The sequence below is a fragment of the Devosia sp. SD17-2 genome (assembly GCF_029201565.1).
Lineage (GTDB): Bacteria > Pseudomonadota > Alphaproteobacteria > Rhizobiales > Devosiaceae > Devosia.
Genome location: NZ_CP104002.1, coordinates 4096267 through 4113276, shown reverse-complemented (window position 1 = coordinate 4113276; position 17010 = coordinate 4096267). Strand labels below are relative to the sequence as shown.

The following is a 17010-nucleotide window of genomic DNA, read 5'->3' as shown; positions in this document are numbered from 1 at the left end:
CAGCGTTGTTTCTTGATGTGACAATTCTCGTTCAGGCGGGAACATGCTGGGGCAGTTGCTGACCTATTTGCCGGCCGTGATTTTGGCGCGGCTTGCCGGCTTTGCCGTGCTCATCGGCGCGGCGCATCTGCTCGTTCCGACCTCCACCGGGCTGCTTGCCCTCGCGCTGCTGACCGCCGAGCTCGCCGAAGGGATTTTTCTCAACTGGCTGCGCATCTTCATGCTGCGCGATGGCGCTGAGTCCGGGAAAATTTCGCAGGCGACAGCGCGGCTCTGTTTTTCGTGCTGGCTGGCCGGGATTGTCGCCCCTGCGCTCCTCGTCGCAATCATCGGCATCCTGGTCGTGGGGCCATCGGCTGCGGCCTTTATTGGTGTGGTCACCGCCTCGGTTCTGGCGCTCTCCCTTTTTAAATGCGGGCTGGTGCTGTTGCAGATGGCTGGCCGGGCCAGACGCCATGCTGTGCTCGAAGGGACACGCGGGCTGTTGATGGCCCCGCTGGCGATCTGGGCAATGTTCGCGGGCGCCGACTGGATCGAAATCGCTGCGCTCCTCGCGGCGATAACAGGCGCGACGGGCCTTGCCGCGCTTTGGCTGGCGCGCGACCTCATCGCCGGCACCGACGATCACCACGCCTTGCCGGACATGATCGCAATGGCGCCGCAGCTGATCGGGCTCGCGGCCCTCAACTTTCTCATCGGCTCGATCGACCGCTTCGCCCTCGGCGCGCTCGCCTCGCCTTCTGCAATTGCCCCCTACGCCACAAGCTATGCGCTGGGACGACAGGGCTTTGATATCGCCACCAATGCCGTCAACGCCGGCGGCTTCCCGGCGCTGGTGGCGGCGCGTGCCCGCGGGGACCGGCAGCGTCTGGGTCAACAGGCGCGGCTGCTGATCGGCCTGCTGCTCGCCGGATATGTCGGCCTTGTGCTGATGCGCCACGATCTCTCCGCGCTGCTCCTGCCCGAAGAATTTCGCGAGGAGGCCGTCACCCTCTTGCCGATCATCGGCTTCGGTGCTCTGGCGCTCAATCTCAAGAGCGGCCTCACCGACAATGTCCTTCTCATCGACGGCCAATACTGGCGGCAGATGATCGGCCTCAGCGCCGGGGCCGCCGTGGCGGTCGGCATGGCGCTGTGCCTGGTGCCGGCATGGGGCGGCGTTGGCGCGGCAATCGGTTTTGTGACGGGCGCGGTCACGGTGCTGTCGGTGAGCTTCTGGCAAGCGCGGCCGCATATGACCCTGACGTTCGGCTGGGCCGCGATCACCCGGATCGTGTCCCCGCCAATCACGGTAGCCACCACCTGTGCGGGCGCGCTGATCCTGCTCCCCGACGCTTCCTCCGGCATCCGTCTCGCCGTAGCGATTGCCGTGTCCGCGCCGATCACCCTCTGGGCGCTGCAGTCCCGGCCCACAGAGGCGGCTCCCCATGGCGGATGATGGCCGACCGCTGATCTCCATCATCATCACCAACCATAACTACGCGGCCTATCTCGGCACCGCGATCCGCACGGCGCTGGACCAGACCTATAGCGCGACCGAGGTCATCGTGGTCGACGACGGCTCCACCGATCACTCCCGCGCGGTGATCGCAGGCTTTGCCAGGGTGACCGCGATCCTTCAGCCCAATCAGGGCCAGACCGGCGCGGCCATATCCGGGTTGGCCGCAGCGCACGGAGAAATCATGCTCTTTCTCGATGCTGATGATTGGCTGCTGCCCGGGGCCGCCGCCGCCATCGCTGCAAGCTATGCGCCGGACATCGCGCTCTATCAGTTCGCCCTCGAAAAGCGGACATCTGACGGGAGAAATATCGGACGATTGCCGGAGCAGGCGCTCCTCACCCATGGGCACCAGGAACATGTGCTCCGCCACGGCGAGTTTCCCAGCGCCCCGACCTCCGGCAATGCGTTCAGCGCCGTCCATTGCCGAAAAATGTTCGGCCTGCTGTCACCAGACGATCGTCGACATTTCTTTGACGGCTTTCTCATTTGCTCGGCGCCGTTTTCCGGTCGGGTGGTGGCGCTGGATGGTGTCCTGGGCGTCTATCGGATACACGACGCCAATGTTTCGCGTCCCGGCTGGAGCCGCAAAGCGCTGCGCCACAACGTCGAAAACGTGCTTTGGCAGCGACGCGGAATTTTCCTCGCACGCGGCGAAAATCCGGGGCTGGACGCCCCCGCAAAATATCTGTCGCCCTATCATCTGCGCAGCGCGCTGGCGCTGCGCCGCATGGGGGAACGCGACGTGCTGCCCGCAAGGTCCGCCTTTCACATCTTCGGCGCACTGATGGCAAAAGCGGCTACCTTCCCCGGCCTCTCGCCCCGGCGTCGCCTGCGGCTCTGCGCGTCAGCCCAAGTGCTAGTCCTTGCGCCACTACCCCTGCTGAAACGTCTCTGGCCGGGGGTTGGCGCATGAAGATACTGGCGCTCACCAGCGAGTTCCCGCCCTTCGTCGGCGGCATCGGCACCTATGCCGCCGAACTGGCGCGCGCCGCCACTGAACTTGGGCACGAAATCGTGCTGGCCGCGCCCGACTATGGCGGCGACCACAAAGCCACCGACCACGCAAATTATCCCTATGAAATCATCCGCTATCCCGGCGGGCCGCATCGGGCGAAAAACCTTCCGGCCAAGATCGCGCTTGTGAGGCGGCTGGTGCACGCGAAGCAATATGATGTCGTCCACGCCATCGACTGGCCCTTCTTCCTGCCGGCGGCGCTGATGGCGCGGCATCTGCCACGTTTGTACACGCTCTGTGGGTCAGAAATCGCGGATATGGCCCACCCGATGCGTCGGGCAGCAATTTCGGCCTGCGGTGTTTTTCGCGGCGATGTCCGGGTGCTCGCGATCAGCCAGTTCACCCGTGATCTCTTCCGCCAGAATTTCCCCGCTGTGCCGCAGGGGCAGACGGAAATAGTCCACCTCGGGGTCGGCGCCGATTGGCTGGTGCACCGGCGTACGCCGGGCCTGCTAGAAAAACTCGGCCTGCCGCCCGACCGCCTCATTGTCCTCACGCTTGCCCGCGTCACCCGGCGCAAGGGGCATCTGACGGCCATCGCGGCCCTCGACCGTCTGCCGCAAAACCTGCAGCAGCGCCTGACCTATGTCATCGCCGGCCCCGATTGCGAGGCGGATTACAGGAGCGAACTGGAAGCCGCGATGGAAGCATCGGCAGTTCAAATCCTGCGCCTCCGTGATCTCGACCGCGCAGGGGTAATGGCGCTTTGCGCCGCCAGCGATATTTTCTGCCTCCCCGGCGGGCCTGCCGACGGCAAGGTGGAAGGCTTTGGTCTCGTCCTGCTCGAGGCCGGCTCGCAGGGCCTGCCGCTCGTCGCAGGCGATGTGGGCGGCGTCGCTGAAGTGGTCGAAGACGGCATCAGCGGGATCGTGGTGCCAATCGAGGATCCGGCGGCATTGGCCGAAGCCCTGGGGCGACTGGTAACGGATCCGGACCTCCGAACCCGGCTTGGCCAAGGCGCGCGGGCACGGGCCGTGGCCCTGAGCTGGCAGCGGTGCGCGGCGCTGACCTATGGTCCCAGCGCAGGGTGAGCAGCAGGATCACCATCCACGCCAGCAGCAGCGATTTTGCGCCCAGCCCCTGCGCGCCGCTGATGCAGATGAGAAAATAGGCGGTCATGTAAAAATGCACGCGGTCGGCCCCGACGAGGCAGGCGCGGAGGATCAGCGCCAGCGCCGCCAGCAACACCAGCGCAATGATGATGCCATAGTCGACCAGCCAGCCGATCCAGGTGATCTCTATCCCGAACGGCGTGTCGAAGGCCGCCAGCATGTCGGCGCGCGGGCCCGGCGGTAGGCCAAACAGCAAGGCCTCGGGCGGCAGCTGAGCGGCGAGCGTCAGGGCCGCCCAGCGCGTTGCGGCGCTGCCGCCGTCATCGGCCATCCGGACGAGGATGTCGTCGGCGAGGCCTGCGGTTAGCCCTGCCAACCCACACGCGAGAAGGCCCAGCAAGAGAAAACCGCGCAGCGCCACACGTTGCCCGACTGGCCTTTGTGCAAATGCGCGCGTGTCAAAGAGCACGAAGGCAACGAGGAGAAGCACTGTGGCCACCAGAGCCAGCCGCCCGCCAAATGCAAGCAGCGCCGCGCCGTGGACAAGGATCTCGACAGGCGCGAAACGCCGAAAACCCCTCGTGGCGCCTCCGATAACCAGATGAAGCACGCCGATGCCCGCCAGAAAGCCTGCCATCAGCGGATTGCCGACAAGGCCGAGCGCTCGCCCATCGCTTTCAATCTCGAAGTTGCCCGCCACGCGTGGCAGCAGAGCCTCGTCGGTCGCGACCTCCACCAGCCCGACGAGTGAATTGGCCAGCAGCAGTAAAAGCACGAGGCGGCGCAGCGTCCGCAACGCACTCGGCCGCGCCTCGCCGACAAGATAGAGCAGCAGCACAGGGGTGAGAAACGTCACGACCAGCCCCGAGAGCGGGCGGCCCAGCACCAGCAATTGGCCGCTGGCAAAGCCGATGAGGCTGATCAGCCAGACGAACACCGACGGCGACAAACGCGAAAACTGCATCCGCCCGTCGGGCAGCACTGAAAAGCCGAGCGCTACCAGCGCCAGCACCGTGGCGATGTGGATTTTCTCGAGCGGATTGCCGCCCGCGCCGGCGTAATTGATGCCCAGCGCAAAAAGCAGGGCCGGCGAGCCGATAAAGGCCGCCGGCACCGCCGCGACGAGGACTATCTGGGAGAGCACTGCAAAGACGGGGCGCGGCCGCACAGCCCTTATGGTCGGGACTGACGCCGCGCCCATGCTCATGCGGGCTCTGCCGCAATGCTTCGTATCGGCCGAGCGATCGTTGTCGGAAGCCGGTACGGCGTTTCGCTGGCACTGAGGCTCGTGCTCGAACCATTGTCGAGCACACAGTCGAGCTCATGCGCACCCGCGGGCAGGTGGAGATCAAATCCATCGGCACTGCGCGCGGCGAGCAGCGGCGAGCTCGGCGCCGCCCCGGTTTCCAGCTGCGGGCAGGCAATGGTGACTTCGACGAGATAGCTCGTGCCGACGGTCAGATTGAGCGCGAGGCGTAGTTTTCCGCGCGCGGTTGTCGCTTGGGTGGTGAGGTTCAGCTCGGATCGCCGTGCCGTGGCGCTGAGCGCCGGGCTCAGGGAATTGACCGCCACAAAACTATCGCTCGAATTGCCCTGGCGCAGTTCGACAAGCGGCACGACTTCGGTGTGGCACTGGGCAAAGATCGATGCCGCATAGGGTTTTGACGCGTCGATCCCCATCATGGATGGCGTGAAGCCGATTTCGTAGAAGGTCGAGGCCGCCGTGCCCGAGATGCGCAGGCGCACCGCGGGCAGGCCGAGCAGCGTGCCCAGGGAAACGATCTGGGTGGCCAGCGCGCCATTGGCCACCCAGCCGGTCGGCAGGCTCCCGCCGGCCCCGATTGTGCCCACGGCCGCGCCCGATGGTCCAGGCGTGGCGAGATTGGTGCCGGCCGGCTCGATGCTGAGCCCGAGATCGGTGATCGCCGGCACATTTGTGTCGAATTCCGCCCAGGAGCCATCGGCGCGGCGGGCCCATTTCTTGCCCGTGCGGGAAAACGCATAAGCATCCGCCGCCGGGATGGCGTTTCCGCCAAGCCGATAGCGCCGGGCGATGAAGTCGGCGGCAAAATCCGCCGCCGCCGGCCACCACTGGACGGCTTGCGGACGGCTGGTGCCGAGGCCAAGCCCCAGCATCAGAGCAGACCCACAAGGCTTGTTGCCGTGGTCCCGGTCGCCTTGACCTGGCCGACGCGCAGCGGAAGGATGGTGCCACCGGCAATGCCGGAGATTGTCACGCTGGCGCCGGAAGCCAGCACCACGGCCACGGCGCCCGCGCCGCCGACATAAAGGGCGCGTGTCACCTCGCTCAGCGCGTCGCTGTCGCTTGGGGTGACGGCAAAGCCGTGGCTGGCGGGTGCCTCGAGGCCTGGGGCGTGCGTCTGGAAACGGTCTGGCATGGCAAAATAATCCTCGGTTGATCGAGGTGAAGTCTAGGAGCACCGCGCCCGTCGGGGACAAGCGGCATAGGCGGCCTAAGCGAGCAGGGCCTGCCGCAGCCGGGCGATGAAATCTGCCGGCGCCACATCGGAAAAATCCGCGGGTCGGCTCGAGGTCCCGCGCACGGCCCGGATGCAGCCCGACATATCGCTGCCGCGCTGGCAGATGGCGATGCCGGGCCGCCCCCCGAGATGGCCCACGGTCTGGGTCTGGTGGTCGGTCGTGTGTTCACCCCATCTGGCGAGGCGCGGCATGAGCACCATGGGCTTGCCCAGCGCTGTGGCGTCAAGGATCGTGCCGATGCCGGCATGCGCCACCACCAGCGAGGCCCTGTTGAGCCGCTGGAGAAAGCCCGCCCTATCCTCCATCCGCAAATAGGGCATGTTGCGCGGCACATAGCGCCCGTCGCCGATCTGGGCAAAAAGCTCGATCTGCGGATGCCGTGCCGCCCATTCATCCATCACGGCAATGAGCCGATCGAACGGCAGCAGCGCGCCTATCGTGACAAGGATCATACCACGGCCCCCCAGAATTGCGGGCCGCTGTCACGGGCCAGATGCCCCCATTGGGTGAGCCAGACATCGGCGACGAGGCGCGCCCATTCCCCTGACCCGGAAAGCTGTCGGCATTGGCGAGACTGTCAATCCAGATGGTGCGGGCGCCGGTCAGCCACTTCGCTGCCGCCAGGGCGAGAAGCCCGGGAGCCGCGCCGGTGGAGATGACCACGTCGGGCCGCAGCTTCAGCACGAGGCGTGTGGTCGCCACCATGGCGTGGGGCAGGCCCCAAAGCTTTTTGCGATGAAAGTCGGGCACGAGATAATAGGGGCGCCCCGCCACCTCTTTCCCATATTCGGACCGGACACTGGCGAAGCTGACGTCCATGCCCTCAAGGGCCGGGGCGATACGGCGAAATTCAGCCCAGTGTCCGCCACCCGAAGTAACAACCAGAATACGCTTGCACAACTGAAGCCCCCTATTGCCCTGCCGGCATGCGGGAATACGCTGATCGACTAAAGCTATCTGCGGTCAATTCAGTAAATCAAGTTAATAATTAAGCAATAATACTTATGTGATCGACGTTGGCGCTGTTCTTTGTTCGGCCATGCAAACAGTTGATGCACCCGGGATTCGTGTGAGGCCGGGACACAACTTGCCCAAGATGCTTGACTGACTCATGCCTCTGTGGTTATGAATAAATCATAGCCATTGAGTTATGAGTTTATGCCCGAGCCCACTGAAACCCTCTTTCGATCGCTCGCCGATCCGACCCGGCGCGCCCTCTTCGAGCGCCTCTGCCGCGACGGCGAACTGACGGTTGGCGCTTTGACCGCCGAGGCGGGCATTTCGCAGCCTGCGGTGTCAAAGCATCTCGGCGTGCTCAAGCAGGCCGGGCTCGTGCGCGACCGGCAGCAGGGCCGCCAGACCCACTATAGCGCCTTGCCCATGGCGCTGGCGCCGCTGCGCGACTGGACCGTGGAAATGACTGGCTTCTGGGAAAAGCGCTTCGATGCGCTCGAAAACCTGCTGGAGCGGATGGACCAATGAACGAGGCGCCGGAGATACGCACCGCAATCGTCGAGCGCGACATCGCCCATCCGCCCGAAAAGATCTGGCGCGCCCTGACGCAGCCGCATCTGCTCGAGGAATGGTTGATGGCGACCGATTTCCTGCCCGAAATGGGGCACAAGTTCACCTTTCGCCGCCAGCCCAGTCCGGAGGTGAAGGTGGTGATCGACTGCGAGGTGCTGACGCTCGAGCCCTATTCCACGCTTGCCTATAGCTGGTCGGCCTTCGGTCTCGAGAGCACCGTCACCTTCACCCTCGAACCCATCGCCACGGGCACGCGTCTGCGCATGGAGCAGGCCGGTTTCCGCATCGACCAGGACCGCGCCTACAAGGGGGCGCTGGCCTCCTGGAAGCAGTTTTTCGCGAGGCTCGACAGCCTCGTCTCCACACTCGACTGATGTCACCCGACAAGGAGATTTGTGATGGCCCAGAATTCCAAAGACCAGGACGACGGCGTCTTTTCCGATGCCGAACGGGAAGCCATGCAGGCGGCCAAGAAGGAGCGCAGGAAAGGCAAGAAGGCCGATGGCCTCGCCGATCTGCGCGCCAAGGTCGAGGAGATGGAAGCGTCCGACCGCAGAATAGCCGAAAAGCTGCATGAGTTGATTACCACCCATGCGCCCGGCCTCTCGCCAAAAACCTGGTATGGCATGCCGGCCTGGGCCGATGAGAACGGCAAGGCGGTGTGCTTCTTCAAGGCCGCCGACAAATTCACCGAGCGCTATGCCACCTTCGGCTTCAACCCCAATGCAAAGCTCGACGAGGGCAATATGTGGCCCACCTCCTATGCGGTGCTGAAACTGGGCGCCGCGGAGGAAAAGGCCGTGGTGGAAATGATCAAGAAGGCTGTCGGCGCCTAGCCGGCACTGTCGAAATGGGGCCTGCTGACACGTCGCGGCAGGCCGGGCCGGCATTGTGTCGCCCAGAATTCAGTGAGGGGACACATGGCCGATTATGGTTCGATTATCATTCGCGGCGCGCGCGAGAACAATCTCAAGGGTGTGTCGCTCGATATTCCCAAGCGCAAGATCACCGTCTTCACCGGAGTGTCCGGCTCGGGCAAATCTTCGCTGGTCTTCGGCACCATAGCGGCGGAAAGCCAGCGGCTGATCAACGAGACCTATCCGGCCTTTGTGCAGCAGTTCATGCCCAAATATGGCCAGCCCGACGCCGACCAGCTGGAAAATATCTCGGCTGCCATCATTGTCGACCAGCAGCGCCTGGGCGGCAATTCGCGCTCGACGGTCGCGACGGTGACCGATACGGCGCAGATGCTGCGCGTGCTGTTTTCGCGGCTGGCCCAGCCCCGTCTGGGGGCGCCCGGGCTTTACTCCTACAATGATCCGCGCGGCATGTGTCCCGATTGCGAGGGCATCGGGCAGGTGGCGGCCATGAACATGGCGGCAGTGATCGACGAGACCAAATCGCTCAATGGCGGGGCCCTGCTGCCCAAGGATTATGCCGTCGACAGCTGGTATTGGGAGGTCTACGCCAGTTCCGGCCTCTTCGACATGGACAAGCCTATCGCCCAATATTCTGCCGAGGAGCGGGAAAAACTTCTCCACCTCGACGATGGGCGCAAGGTCAAGGTCGGCAAGATCGGGCTGACCTATGAGGGCGTGGTGACCAAGCTCAAGAAGGGGCTCGGCGCCAAGGATCCCGACAGCCTGCAACCCCATGTCCGCCGCGAATATGATGCGATTTTCACCCGCGCCATTTGCCCGGCCTGCGGCGGCACCCGCCTCAATGCGGCGGCCCTGGGCAGCCGGATCGGCGCGCATAATATCGCCGAGCTTTCGGCCATGCAGGTCTCGGATCTGGCCAAAATCGTCCGGGAGATCGACGCGCGTGAAGTCCGCCCCATGCTGGCAGCGCTCAGCGCGAGGCTCGACAATCTTGTCACCATTGGCCTTGGCTATCTCAGCCTCGACCGGGAGAGCGCCACGCTTTCGGGCGGGGAGAGCCAGCGGGTGAAAATGGTGAGGCATCTGGGCTCATCGCTGACCGACATCACCTATGTGTTCGACGAGCCCTCGGTGGGCCTTCATCCCCATGATGTGGGTCGGCTGGCCGGGCTGATGCAGCAATTGCGCGACAAGGGCAATACGGTGCTGATTGTCGAGCACAAGCCCGACATGATCGCCATTGCCGATCATGTCGTGGATATGGGGCCACTGGCCGGCTCGAAAGGCGGCGAGGTGGTCTATGAGGGCGATTTCGCCGGCCTCCTCCAATCGGGCACGCTGACCGGCCGGCACATGAACACGCACCAGCCGATCAAGGAGAACGTGCGCCAGCCGCAAGGCGAGCCGCTACGGATCCAGAATGCGCAACGCAACAATCTGAAAAATGTGTCGGTCACCATCCCGCGCGGCGTTCTTACCGCTGTCACCGGCGTGGCCGGTTCTGGAAAATCCAGCCTCATCCAGGGCTGCCTGCCGACGGCTTATTCCGACACGATCATCATCGACCAGAACCTGGCGCGTGGCTCACGTCGGTCCAATACCGCCACCTATACCGGCATACTCGACGGCGTTCGAAAGGCCTTCGCCAAGGCCAATGGCGTCGAAGCCTCGCTGTTTTCGGCCAATTCCAAGGGCGCCTGTCCCGACTGCAATGGCTTGGGAGTGATCTTCACTGATTTGGCCCATCTCGACCCGATGGTGACGGTTTGCGAGACCTGCGAGGGCAAGCGCTTCGTGCCCGAAGTCCTCGCCCACCAGCTGCGCGGCAAATCCATTGCTGATGTCTATGAGATGAGCATCGAGGATGCGGCGGGGTTCTTCACCGAGGCCGCGATCGCAAAAATCCTGCGCGGCCTCGTCGATGTGGGGCTGGGCTATCTGACCCTCGGTCAGCCGCTATCGACCCTTTCAGGCGGCGAGCGGCAAAGGCTGAAACTGGCCGCAGAGCTCGGCAAAAAGGGCAATATCTACGTGCTCGACGAGCCGACAACGGGGCTGCACATGAACGACGTCGATACGCTGATCGGCCTTTTCGACCGGCTGGTGGATGCAGGCTCCACCGTCATCGTCATCGAGCACAATCGCGACGTCATCGCCCGCTCCGACTGGGTCATCGATCTCGGCCCCGGCGCCGGCCATGACGGCGGCGCCGTGCAATTCGAAGGCGTCCCGGCCGACCTGGCAAAGTCCGGCAGTTCGGTGACAGGCCAATATCTGGCAAGGATGGGCTGAGCGGAGGCGCGTCGGCTCTTTCGCACCTCTCCCCTCGAGGGAGAGGGACAGCAAGTTTTGCGTTCAGCAAAAATTGCAGGGTGAGGGGTCTCTCCGCCCGCTCATAGTTCGGGCTGAGGGTTTGGTTGAGGCAGCACGCTCATGACTCTCCGCTCCATCGTCCCCTCGCCCCTCAGGGGAGAGGGTCAGGGTGAGGGGTGAAGGCCTATCGGAAGAGTCATCGAGTCCCGGCCCCATCCCCACCGTCATTGCCCGGCTTGTGTGGAGGATCTGTGCTTTAGTGGTGGCATCAGCCGGGTTGCGCATCCCGGCTGATGCAGTCAGGAGGCCGTTTTGTCCGGCTGGTTTGTCACAGCCGAGGACGAGCAAGGCCCTGTCTGCTCCCTTTGACCCCGAACGGTTGATCGGGCTGTTGCCCGCACCACAAGCCTGGGAGCAAGGTCATGATACACGACACCCTCTTCGTTGGCATCGACGTTTCCAAGACGCATCTGGACGTTCATACCCATCCCGCTGGCAAATCCTGGCGTTGCAGCACTGGACCGGAGGCGCTCGCCGAGCTGACGCAGCGCCTGGCCAGACTGGGGCCGTTGGCCATCGGGCTCGAAGCCTCGGGAGGCTATGAAGCCCGCGTGGCCGAGAGCCTGCATGCCGCTGGCCTTGAAGTGCATGTTCTAGCCCCGGCGCGGATCCGCAGTTACGCGCGGGGTATCGGCCAATTGGCCAAAACCGACAAGATCGATGCCGCTCTGATCGCGCGTTATCTGCAGGCCGTGCGCGCCAGCTTGACCCCTTATGTGTCTGATCCGATCCGACAAAGGCTGAGCGCGTTCACAGCCCATCGGCGGCGGATCGTTGCGGAAAAGAGCGGCCTTGTCAGTCAGCTCGATACCATCGACGAGCCCCTTATGCCCGCCAATCGGGCGCATCGGATCGCAACGGCCGCTGTCTTGGCGGACGAAAACATCTGCGCGATATCGCCTACATGGCCGTGCTCAGCGCCATCAAGGTGAAAGACCCCGTTCTCGGCGGCTTCTATCAAAGACTGCGCCTGCGCGGAAAACCCTTCAAACTCGCCATGATCGCAACGGTGAGAAAACTCATCACAATCCTCAACGCCATCGCCCGACAGGAACCGGCATTCCAACAGTGATGTCCACGGTTGCTTGTCCGGGCAATCCATCTCGCCCGCGTCTGGATCACCGGGATAAACCCGGTGATGACGACAGGGGGGGGGCCAGTGATCGCCGCGCGAAGCTCAGTGCCAAAAAACAAAAAACCCCGGTGTCGCCACCGGGGTTTTTCTGTGATTGGCCGAAGCCAACACCAAATCTTATTCAGCTGCGCCTTCGGCAACGGCTGCGGCCTTTGCGGCCTTCTCTTCAGCGCGTTCCTTGGCCTTCTCGCCGGGCTCGCCCTTCTTGGGGTTGTTGCGGACGTCGCGCTTGACGACACCGGCAACATCGAGGAAGCGCAGGACGCGGTCGGTCGGCTGTGCGCCAACGCTGACCCAATGCTGGGCGCGTTCGGTGTTCAGAACAACGCGCTTTTCGTCATCCTTGGCGAGCAGCGGGTTGAAGGTGCCGATCTTCTCGATGAAGCGGCCGTCGCGCGGCGAACGGGCGTCAGCAATGACGATCTGGTAGAAAGGACGCTTCTTGGAGCCACCACGGGCCAGACGGATCTTGAGGGACATCTTGTTTTCCTAAGGCTGTCGGTTTTCGTAAAAGGGTTATTTCTTCTTGCCCAGGCCCGGAAGGCCAGGGAAACGGGGAGCGCCGCCAAGGCCGGGGATAACCGGGCCACCGGAGGACTTCAAAAGCGCGTTGACATCGCTCGGCAGGGCCTTGGGCGCCGGCACATCGACGCTGGGCAGACCCTTCAACTGATCGGGGTTGATCCCGGCCTGACGGGCCATCTGCTCGAGCTGCTTGGGATCCATCTTGGAGAGATCGGGCATGCCGCCCATCATCCCACCCATCTTGCCGCCGAACATGCCGGCCAGCGAACCCATGCCGCCCTTGGACACTTTCTTCATCATGTCCGCCATCTGGCGGTGCTGCTTGGCGAGCTTGTTGATTTCCGAAACTTCAACACCCGCGCCAGCGGCAACGCGCTTGCGGCGGGACGCATTGAGCAGGTCCGGATTGGCGCGCTCCTTGGCCGTCATCGAATTGATGATGGCGACCTGACGGTCAAAGATCTTCTCGTCGACATTGGCGCCGGCCATGGCCTTCTTCATCTGGCCTGCGCCAGGAAGCATGCCCATGAGGCCGCCCATGCCGCCCATCTTCTTCATCTGGATAAGCTGGGCGCGCAGGTCGTCGAGGTCGAAGGAGCCCTTCTTGAGCTTCTTGGCCATCTTGGCCGCGTCTTCGGCCGTGACGTGTTCGGCAGCCTTTTCGACGAGCGAAACAATGTCGCCCATGCCCAGGATGCGGTCGGCGATGCGGCCGGGATGGAAATCCTCGAGCGCATCCATCTTTTCGCCGACACCGATCAACTTGATCGGCTTGCCGGTGGCAGCGCGCATGGAGAGCGCAGCGCCGCCGCGACCATCGCCATCAACGCGGGTCATCACGATGCCGGTGACATCGAGGCGACCGTCGAACGAACGGGCGACGTTGATCGCGTCCTGGCCGGTCAGCGCGTCGACGACGAGCAGGATTTCGTGCGGATTGGCGATATCCTTGATGGCGACCGTTTCGGCCATCAGTTCTTCGTCGATATGGGTGCGACCCGCCGTATCGAGAATGAGGACATCATAGCCGCCCAGGCGGCCTTCGCGCTCGGCGCGGCGGGCAATCTCGACGGGGGTTTCGGCGGCCACGATCGGCAGCGTGTCGACGCCGACCTGTTCGCCGAGCACGCGCAGCTGCTCCATGGCGGCCGGGCGGCGCGTATCGAGGGAGGCCAGAAGAACCTTCTTCTTCTGGCGGTCCTTGAGACGCTTGGCGATCTTTGCCGTTGTCGTCGTCTTGCCCGAGCCCTGAAGGCCGACCATGAGCAGGGTGACAGGCGAGGGTGCATTGAGATCGATGGTGACGGCGTCGGAGCCGAGCACCTGCACCAGCTCGTCATTGACGATCTTGACGACCTGCTGGCCCGGCGTGACCGAACGGGTCACCTCGGCGCCAACGGCGCGTTCGCGGACCTGCTCGACAAAGGCGCGGACGACTTCGAGCGAGACGTCAGCCTCGATCAGCGCCCGGCGGATTTCGCGCATGGCCGCGTCGACATCGGCAGCGTTGAGCGCGCCGCGTCCGCGAAGTCCATCGAAAATCTTGCCAAGCCGGTCGCTTAAGCTCTCAAACATCTCTCATCCTTTTCGCTCGCGGGCCAATCCCGCAAGAGATAGGGTTCAATTCAGCCAAACGCAAAACCCACCCGCGGGCGCAACGCGCTGGCGGATGTTGGCCTCCGGGATCGTGGTACCCGTCTGGGGTCCCGGTCGGCGGGTCAGGAGCAAAAGCCTGATGAACGGGTCGCGTTTAGGGCAATGAAGGCCCCGAGTCAAGAAAGTCCGGCAGTTCGGCCGCATAAAGAGGGGGGCTATCGTCGATGTGCAGACTAGCTTCTGGCGTCAGTGCCGCCTTGAGGCGTCCGAGCGCACGATGCCCGAGTTCGGGATGACGGCCATCGAGCGCCCCTACCCGTAGGGCGAAGGCCAGATCGAATTGTTGCTCGTTCGGATCGAGTACGAAGTCCTCGACAGCGACGCAGCGAAAGGCCAGCTGGCCAGAGGCCAATTCGGCGGCTGATCCGGATCGGGCCTGTGCAATGGCCTTTTCGGAGCGGTCAATGGCGAGAACAAAACCCTGCGGCAGCGCGAGGCTGACAAGGCGCGCCGCGACGCCAGGCCCGCAGCCGATTTCGAGCACCCGCAGATCAGGGCGCAGCGGGAGGGCGGCAATGGCTTGGGCAATGCGCGGCGAGACGGAATGGGTCATGACATCATTCTGAACGGAAAATGGACAGATCATGTCAGCAGGCGGGGGGGCTGCAAGCCGTCACTGGCAATTTTAACACGCATCCGCCATATAGGACGCAATACCTGCACCCCTTGCGGACTTTCGGGAATGACGGCTTTGAGCAACGTCCCCTTTTTCAAGATGAACGGGCTGGGCAACCAGATCATCGTGGCCGATATGCGCGGCCGGACCGATCGGGTCACCCCCGAGGCGGCCATTGCCATCAATGCACGCCCCGAAACCAAGTTCGACCAGATCATGGCCATCCATGACAGCCGCACGCCGGGCACGGTCAATTATATCGAGATCATCAATTCGGACGGTTCGCAGGCCCAGGCCTGTGGCAATGGCATGCGCTGCGTGGTGCAGGCGCTGAGCGCCGAGCAGGGCCGGCAGCTGTTCACCTTCCAGACCATCGCGGGCATTCTCTTTGGCGAAGAGGCCGAAGACGGGCAGATCACCGTCGATATGGGCACGCCAAAGTTCGCCTGGTACGAAATCCCCCTCAATGAGGAGTTTGCCGACACCCGTCAGGTGGAACTGCAGATCGGGCCGATCGACGCGCCCGTGCTCCATTCCCCCTCGGTGATGGCCATCGGCAACCCGCACGCCACCTTCTGGGTGAAGGACGATGTTTGGGACTATGCGCTCGATCGGTTTGGGCCGCTGCTCGAAAACCATCCCCTGTTTCCCGAGCGCGCCAATATCTCCATCGCCAATGTGATCACCAGCGACAAGATCATCCTGCGCACCTGGGAGCGTGGGGCGGGCCTCACCGAAGCCTGCGGCACTGCCGCCTGCGCCGCCCTGGTCAATGCCGCCCGCACCCGCCGCACCGGCCGCAAGGCGACCGTCACCGTGCCCGGTGGAGACCTCATCGTCGAATGGCTCGACAATGACCATGTCACTCTCACCGGCCCGGCCGCATTCGAGTGGGCCGGCACGCTCGACCCCAAGACCGGCGCCTGGACGCGCAGCGAGGCCGCCTGATGGCCGTCGAAACCCTGACATTCGGGTGTCGGCTCAACGCCTATGAAGGCACGGTGATGAAGTCCGAGGCCGAAAAGGCAGGGCTCGACAATGCCATCATCATCAATAGCTGCGCAGTGACCGCCGAGGCGGTGAAACAGGCCAAGCAGGCCGTGCGCAAGGCGCGGCGGGACAATCCGAGCGCCCGCATAATCGTCACCGGCTGCGCCGCCCAGACCGAGGCGCGCACCTTTGGCGAGATGGAAGAGGTGGACCTCGTCATCGGCAATGCCGATAAGCTCAAGGCGGAAAGCTACCGCCCCATGGTCCTGGGCGTCCCGCTCAACGACAAGGTGCAAGTCAACGACATCATGAGCGTGCGGGAAACCGCAGGTCACCTCATCGAGGGCATGGACGGGCGCACCCGCGCCTTCGTGCAGGTGCAGAATGGCTGCGATCATCGCTGCACTTTCTGCATCATCCCCTTTGGGCGCGGCCCCTCGCGCTCGGTGCCGATGGGCGTGGTGGTCGACCAGATCAAGACCCTCGCCGGCAATGGCTATAAGGAAGTGGTGCTCACCGGGGTGGACATCACCTCCTATGGTCCCGACCTTCCCGGCAGCCCGACCCTCGGCAAGCTCACCCAGGCCATTCTGCGCCATGTGCCAGACCTGCCGCGCCTGCGCATTTCCTCGATCGACAGCATCGAAGCCGATCCCGCCCTCTATGAGGCGGCGGCGGATCCGCGCTTCATGCCGCATCTGCATCTCTCCCTGCAGTCGGGCGACGACCTCATTTTGAAGCGCATGAAGCGCCGCCATCTTCGCGACGATGCGCTGGGGGTGATCGAAAGATTGCGCGCCGTGCGGCCGGACATGGTGTTTGGCGCCGATATCATCGCCGGCTTCCCCACCGAGACGGAGGCGATGTTTGAAAACTCGCTCTCGTTCATCACTGAAGCCAATCTCACCTATATTCACGCCTTCCCCTATTCGCCGCGCCCCGGCACGCCAGCGGTGCGCATGCCCCAGGTCGACACCGGCACTGCCCGCAAACGCGCTACGCTCCTGCGCGCGGCCGGGGAAAAACAATTTGCCGCACTGTGCGAAAGCCGGATCGGACGGCAGGAAAGCGTGCTGGTCGAGCGCAATGGCATTTCACGGACTGAACAATTCGTCCCCGTACACGTTCCGGACACGACACATGGCGATCTCGTCAGCGTGACGATCACCGGGCGTGGAGCCAGGGGGCTCGTGGGCGAAAAAATGCGGGCCGCGGCATGATCGCGGCAGGAAGTTTT

18 protein-coding genes and 1 pseudogene are annotated in these 17010 nt (G+C 63.8%); 11 read left to right on the top strand and 8 right to left on the bottom strand.

The genetic code is table 11. The annotated features are described in order from the left end of the window. The first annotated feature begins 43 nt into the window (after positions 1–43). From NYQ88_RS20135 to NYQ88_RS20125, 3 genes are read left to right on the top strand one after another with little or no spacing between them, the layout of a single operon-like run. Positions 44–1438, top strand: a complete 1395-nt coding sequence (locus tag NYQ88_RS20135) for a polysaccharide biosynthesis C-terminal domain-containing protein (protein ID WP_275652842.1) — start codon at positions 44–46, stop codon at positions 1436–1438. Continuing rightward, a complete protein-coding gene (locus NYQ88_RS20130; RefSeq protein ID WP_275652841.1) occupies positions 1428–2414 on the top strand; it encodes a glycosyltransferase family A protein in 987 nt (328 codons plus the stop codon). Before NYQ88_RS20135 ends, NYQ88_RS20130 begins: the two co-directional genes overlap by 11 nt. Next, positions 2411–3547, top strand: coding sequence for a glycosyltransferase family 4 protein (locus NYQ88_RS20125; protein WP_275652840.1), 1137 nt, complete (start codon positions 2411–2413; stop codon positions 3545–3547). The genes NYQ88_RS20130 and NYQ88_RS20125 overlap by 4 nt, the downstream gene beginning before the upstream one ends. A gap of 55 nt (positions 3548–3602) precedes the next feature. On the opposite strand, the pseudogene NYQ88_RS20120 reads toward NYQ88_RS20125, so the two are convergent. From NYQ88_RS20120 to NYQ88_RS20100, 5 genes and pseudogenes are all read right to left on the bottom strand, one after another. Then, a pseudogene (locus tag NYQ88_RS20120) lies at positions 3603–4769 on the bottom strand (VpsF family polysaccharide biosynthesis protein); the annotation flags it as partial. Between the two features lie 2 nt (positions 4770–4771). Continuing rightward, positions 4772–5704, bottom strand: a complete 933-nt coding sequence (locus NYQ88_RS20115; RefSeq protein WP_275652839.1) for a hypothetical protein — start codon at positions 5702–5704, stop codon at positions 4772–4774. Further along, positions 5704–5967, bottom strand: a complete 264-nt coding sequence (locus NYQ88_RS20110) for a hypothetical protein (RefSeq protein ID WP_275652838.1) — start codon at positions 5965–5967, stop codon at positions 5704–5706. Before NYQ88_RS20110 ends, NYQ88_RS20115 begins: the two co-directional genes overlap by 1 nt. A gap of 75 nt (positions 5968–6042) precedes the next feature. Further along, positions 6043–6522 (bottom strand): glycosyltransferase, encoded by a 480-nt coding sequence (locus tag NYQ88_RS20105; RefSeq protein WP_275652837.1) that lies wholly within the window; start codon positions 6520–6522, stop codon positions 6043–6045. Continuing rightward, complete coding sequence (locus NYQ88_RS20100) at positions 6461–6970, bottom strand: glucuronosyltransferase (RefSeq protein WP_275652836.1); 510 nt, start codon at positions 6968–6970, stop codon at positions 6461–6463. The genes NYQ88_RS20105 and NYQ88_RS20100 overlap by 62 nt, the downstream gene beginning before the upstream one ends. 258 nt (positions 6971–7228) lie before the next feature. Here NYQ88_RS20100 and NYQ88_RS20095 point away from each other — a divergent pair, with 258 nt between their 5' ends. The 6 genes from NYQ88_RS20095 to NYQ88_RS20070 all read left to right on the top strand — a co-directional run bounded on the left by NYQ88_RS20095 (position 7229) and on the right by NYQ88_RS20070 (position 11923). After that, positions 7229–7552 carry a metalloregulator ArsR/SmtB family transcription factor gene (locus NYQ88_RS20095; RefSeq protein ID WP_275652835.1) on the top strand — a complete coding sequence of 108 codons (324 nt, stop codon included), beginning with the start codon at positions 7229–7231 and terminating at the stop codon, positions 7550–7552. Next, on the top strand, positions 7549–7971 hold the full coding sequence (locus tag NYQ88_RS20090) for an SRPBCC domain-containing protein (protein ID WP_275652834.1): 423 nt from the start codon (positions 7549–7551) through the stop codon (positions 7969–7971). The genes NYQ88_RS20095 and NYQ88_RS20090 overlap by 4 nt, the downstream gene beginning before the upstream one ends. Before the next feature lie 24 nt (positions 7972–7995). After that, positions 7996–8433 carry a DUF1801 domain-containing protein gene (locus tag NYQ88_RS20085; protein WP_275652833.1) on the top strand — a complete coding sequence of 146 codons (438 nt, stop codon included), beginning with the start codon at positions 7996–7998 and terminating at the stop codon, positions 8431–8433. Positions 8434–8517: 84 nt separating this feature from the next. Continuing rightward, a complete protein-coding gene (locus NYQ88_RS20080) occupies positions 8518–10770 on the top strand; it encodes an excinuclease ABC subunit UvrA (protein WP_275652832.1) in 2253 nt (750 codons plus the stop codon). A 443-nt stretch (positions 10771–11213) separates the two neighbouring features. Beyond that, positions 11214–11783 carry a transposase gene (locus tag NYQ88_RS20075; RefSeq protein WP_275652831.1) on the top strand — a complete coding sequence of 190 codons (570 nt, stop codon included), beginning with the start codon at positions 11214–11216 and terminating at the stop codon, positions 11781–11783. Next, complete coding sequence (locus NYQ88_RS20070) at positions 11756–11923, top strand: hypothetical protein (RefSeq protein ID WP_275652830.1); 168 nt, start codon at positions 11756–11758, stop codon at positions 11921–11923. Before NYQ88_RS20075 ends, NYQ88_RS20070 begins: the two co-directional genes overlap by 28 nt. 180 nt (positions 11924–12103) lie before the next feature. Here the strand turns inward: NYQ88_RS20070 and rpsP are convergent, their stop codons facing one another. The 3 genes from rpsP to NYQ88_RS20055 all read right to left on the bottom strand — a co-directional run bounded on the left by rpsP (position 12104) and on the right by NYQ88_RS20055 (position 14753). Then, positions 12104–12466, bottom strand: a complete 363-nt coding sequence (gene rpsP, locus NYQ88_RS20065) for a 30S ribosomal protein S16 (RefSeq protein WP_275652829.1) — start codon at positions 12464–12466, stop codon at positions 12104–12106. 36 nt (positions 12467–12502) lie between these two features. Beyond that, complete coding sequence (gene ffh / locus NYQ88_RS20060) at positions 12503–14086, bottom strand: signal recognition particle protein (protein ID WP_275652828.1); 1584 nt, start codon at positions 14084–14086, stop codon at positions 12503–12505. Positions 14087–14261: 175 nt separating this feature from the next. Beyond that, the gene (locus tag NYQ88_RS20055; RefSeq protein ID WP_275652827.1) at positions 14262–14753 is read right to left on the bottom strand and encodes a class I SAM-dependent methyltransferase; all 492 of its coding nucleotides are present in this window, start codon (positions 14751–14753) and stop codon (positions 14262–14264) included. Positions 14754–14849: 96 nt separating this feature from the next. Here NYQ88_RS20055 and dapF point away from each other — a divergent pair, with 96 nt between their 5' ends. Then, complete coding sequence (gene dapF / locus NYQ88_RS20050) at positions 14850–15731, top strand: diaminopimelate epimerase (RefSeq protein WP_275652826.1); 882 nt, start codon at positions 14850–14852, stop codon at positions 15729–15731. Then, the gene (gene mtaB / locus NYQ88_RS20045; protein ID WP_275652825.1) at positions 15731–16993 is read left to right on the top strand and encodes a tRNA (N(6)-L-threonylcarbamoyladenosine(37)-C(2))-methylthiotransferase MtaB; all 1263 of its coding nucleotides are present in this window, start codon (positions 15731–15733) and stop codon (positions 16991–16993) included. Before dapF ends, mtaB begins: the two co-directional genes overlap by 1 nt. Positions 16994–17010: the final 17 nt, after the last annotated feature.

Coding starts and splice junctions, on each gene's coding strand:
- NYQ88_RS20135 (WP_275652842.1), top strand. CDS start 44: ATGCTGGGGCAGTTGCTGACCTATTTGCCGGCCGTGATTTTGGCGCGG.
- NYQ88_RS20130 (WP_275652841.1), top strand. CDS start 1,428: ATGGCGGATGATGGCCGACCGCTGATCTCCATCATCATCACCAACCAT.
- NYQ88_RS20125 (WP_275652840.1), top strand. CDS start 2,411: ATGAAGATACTGGCGCTCACCAGCGAGTTCCCGCCCTTCGTCGGCGGC.
- NYQ88_RS20115 (WP_275652839.1), bottom strand. CDS start 5,704: ATGCTGGGGCTTGGCCTCGGCACCAGCCGTCCGCAAGCCGTCCAGTGG.
- NYQ88_RS20110 (WP_275652838.1), bottom strand. CDS start 5,967: ATGCCAGACCGTTTCCAGACGCACGCCCCAGGCCTCGAGGCACCCGCC.
- NYQ88_RS20105 (WP_275652837.1), bottom strand. CDS start 6,522: ATGATCCTTGTCACGATAGGCGCGCTGCTGCCGTTCGATCGGCTCATT.
- NYQ88_RS20095 (WP_275652835.1), top strand. CDS start 7,229: ATGCCCGAGCCCACTGAAACCCTCTTTCGATCGCTCGCCGATCCGACC.
- NYQ88_RS20090 (WP_275652834.1), top strand. CDS start 7,549: ATGAACGAGGCGCCGGAGATACGCACCGCAATCGTCGAGCGCGACATC.
- NYQ88_RS20085 (WP_275652833.1), top strand. CDS start 7,996: ATGGCCCAGAATTCCAAAGACCAGGACGACGGCGTCTTTTCCGATGCC.
- NYQ88_RS20080 (WP_275652832.1), top strand. CDS start 8,518: ATGGCCGATTATGGTTCGATTATCATTCGCGGCGCGCGCGAGAACAAT.
- NYQ88_RS20075 (WP_275652831.1), top strand. CDS start 11,214: ATGATACACGACACCCTCTTCGTTGGCATCGACGTTTCCAAGACGCAT.
- NYQ88_RS20070 (WP_275652830.1), top strand. CDS start 11,756: ATGGCCGTGCTCAGCGCCATCAAGGTGAAAGACCCCGTTCTCGGCGGC.
- rpsP (WP_275652829.1), bottom strand. CDS start 12,466: ATGTCCCTCAAGATCCGTCTGGCCCGTGGTGGCTCCAAGAAGCGTCCT.
- ffh (WP_275652828.1), bottom strand. CDS start 14,086: ATGTTTGAGAGCTTAAGCGACCGGCTTGGCAAGATTTTCGATGGACTT.
- NYQ88_RS20055 (WP_275652827.1), bottom strand. CDS start 14,753: ATGATCTGTCCATTTTCCGTTCAGAATGATGTCATGACCCATTCCGTC.
- dapF (WP_275652826.1), top strand. CDS start 14,850: ATGACGGCTTTGAGCAACGTCCCCTTTTTCAAGATGAACGGGCTGGGC.
- mtaB (WP_275652825.1), top strand. CDS start 15,731: ATGGCCGTCGAAACCCTGACATTCGGGTGTCGGCTCAACGCCTATGAA.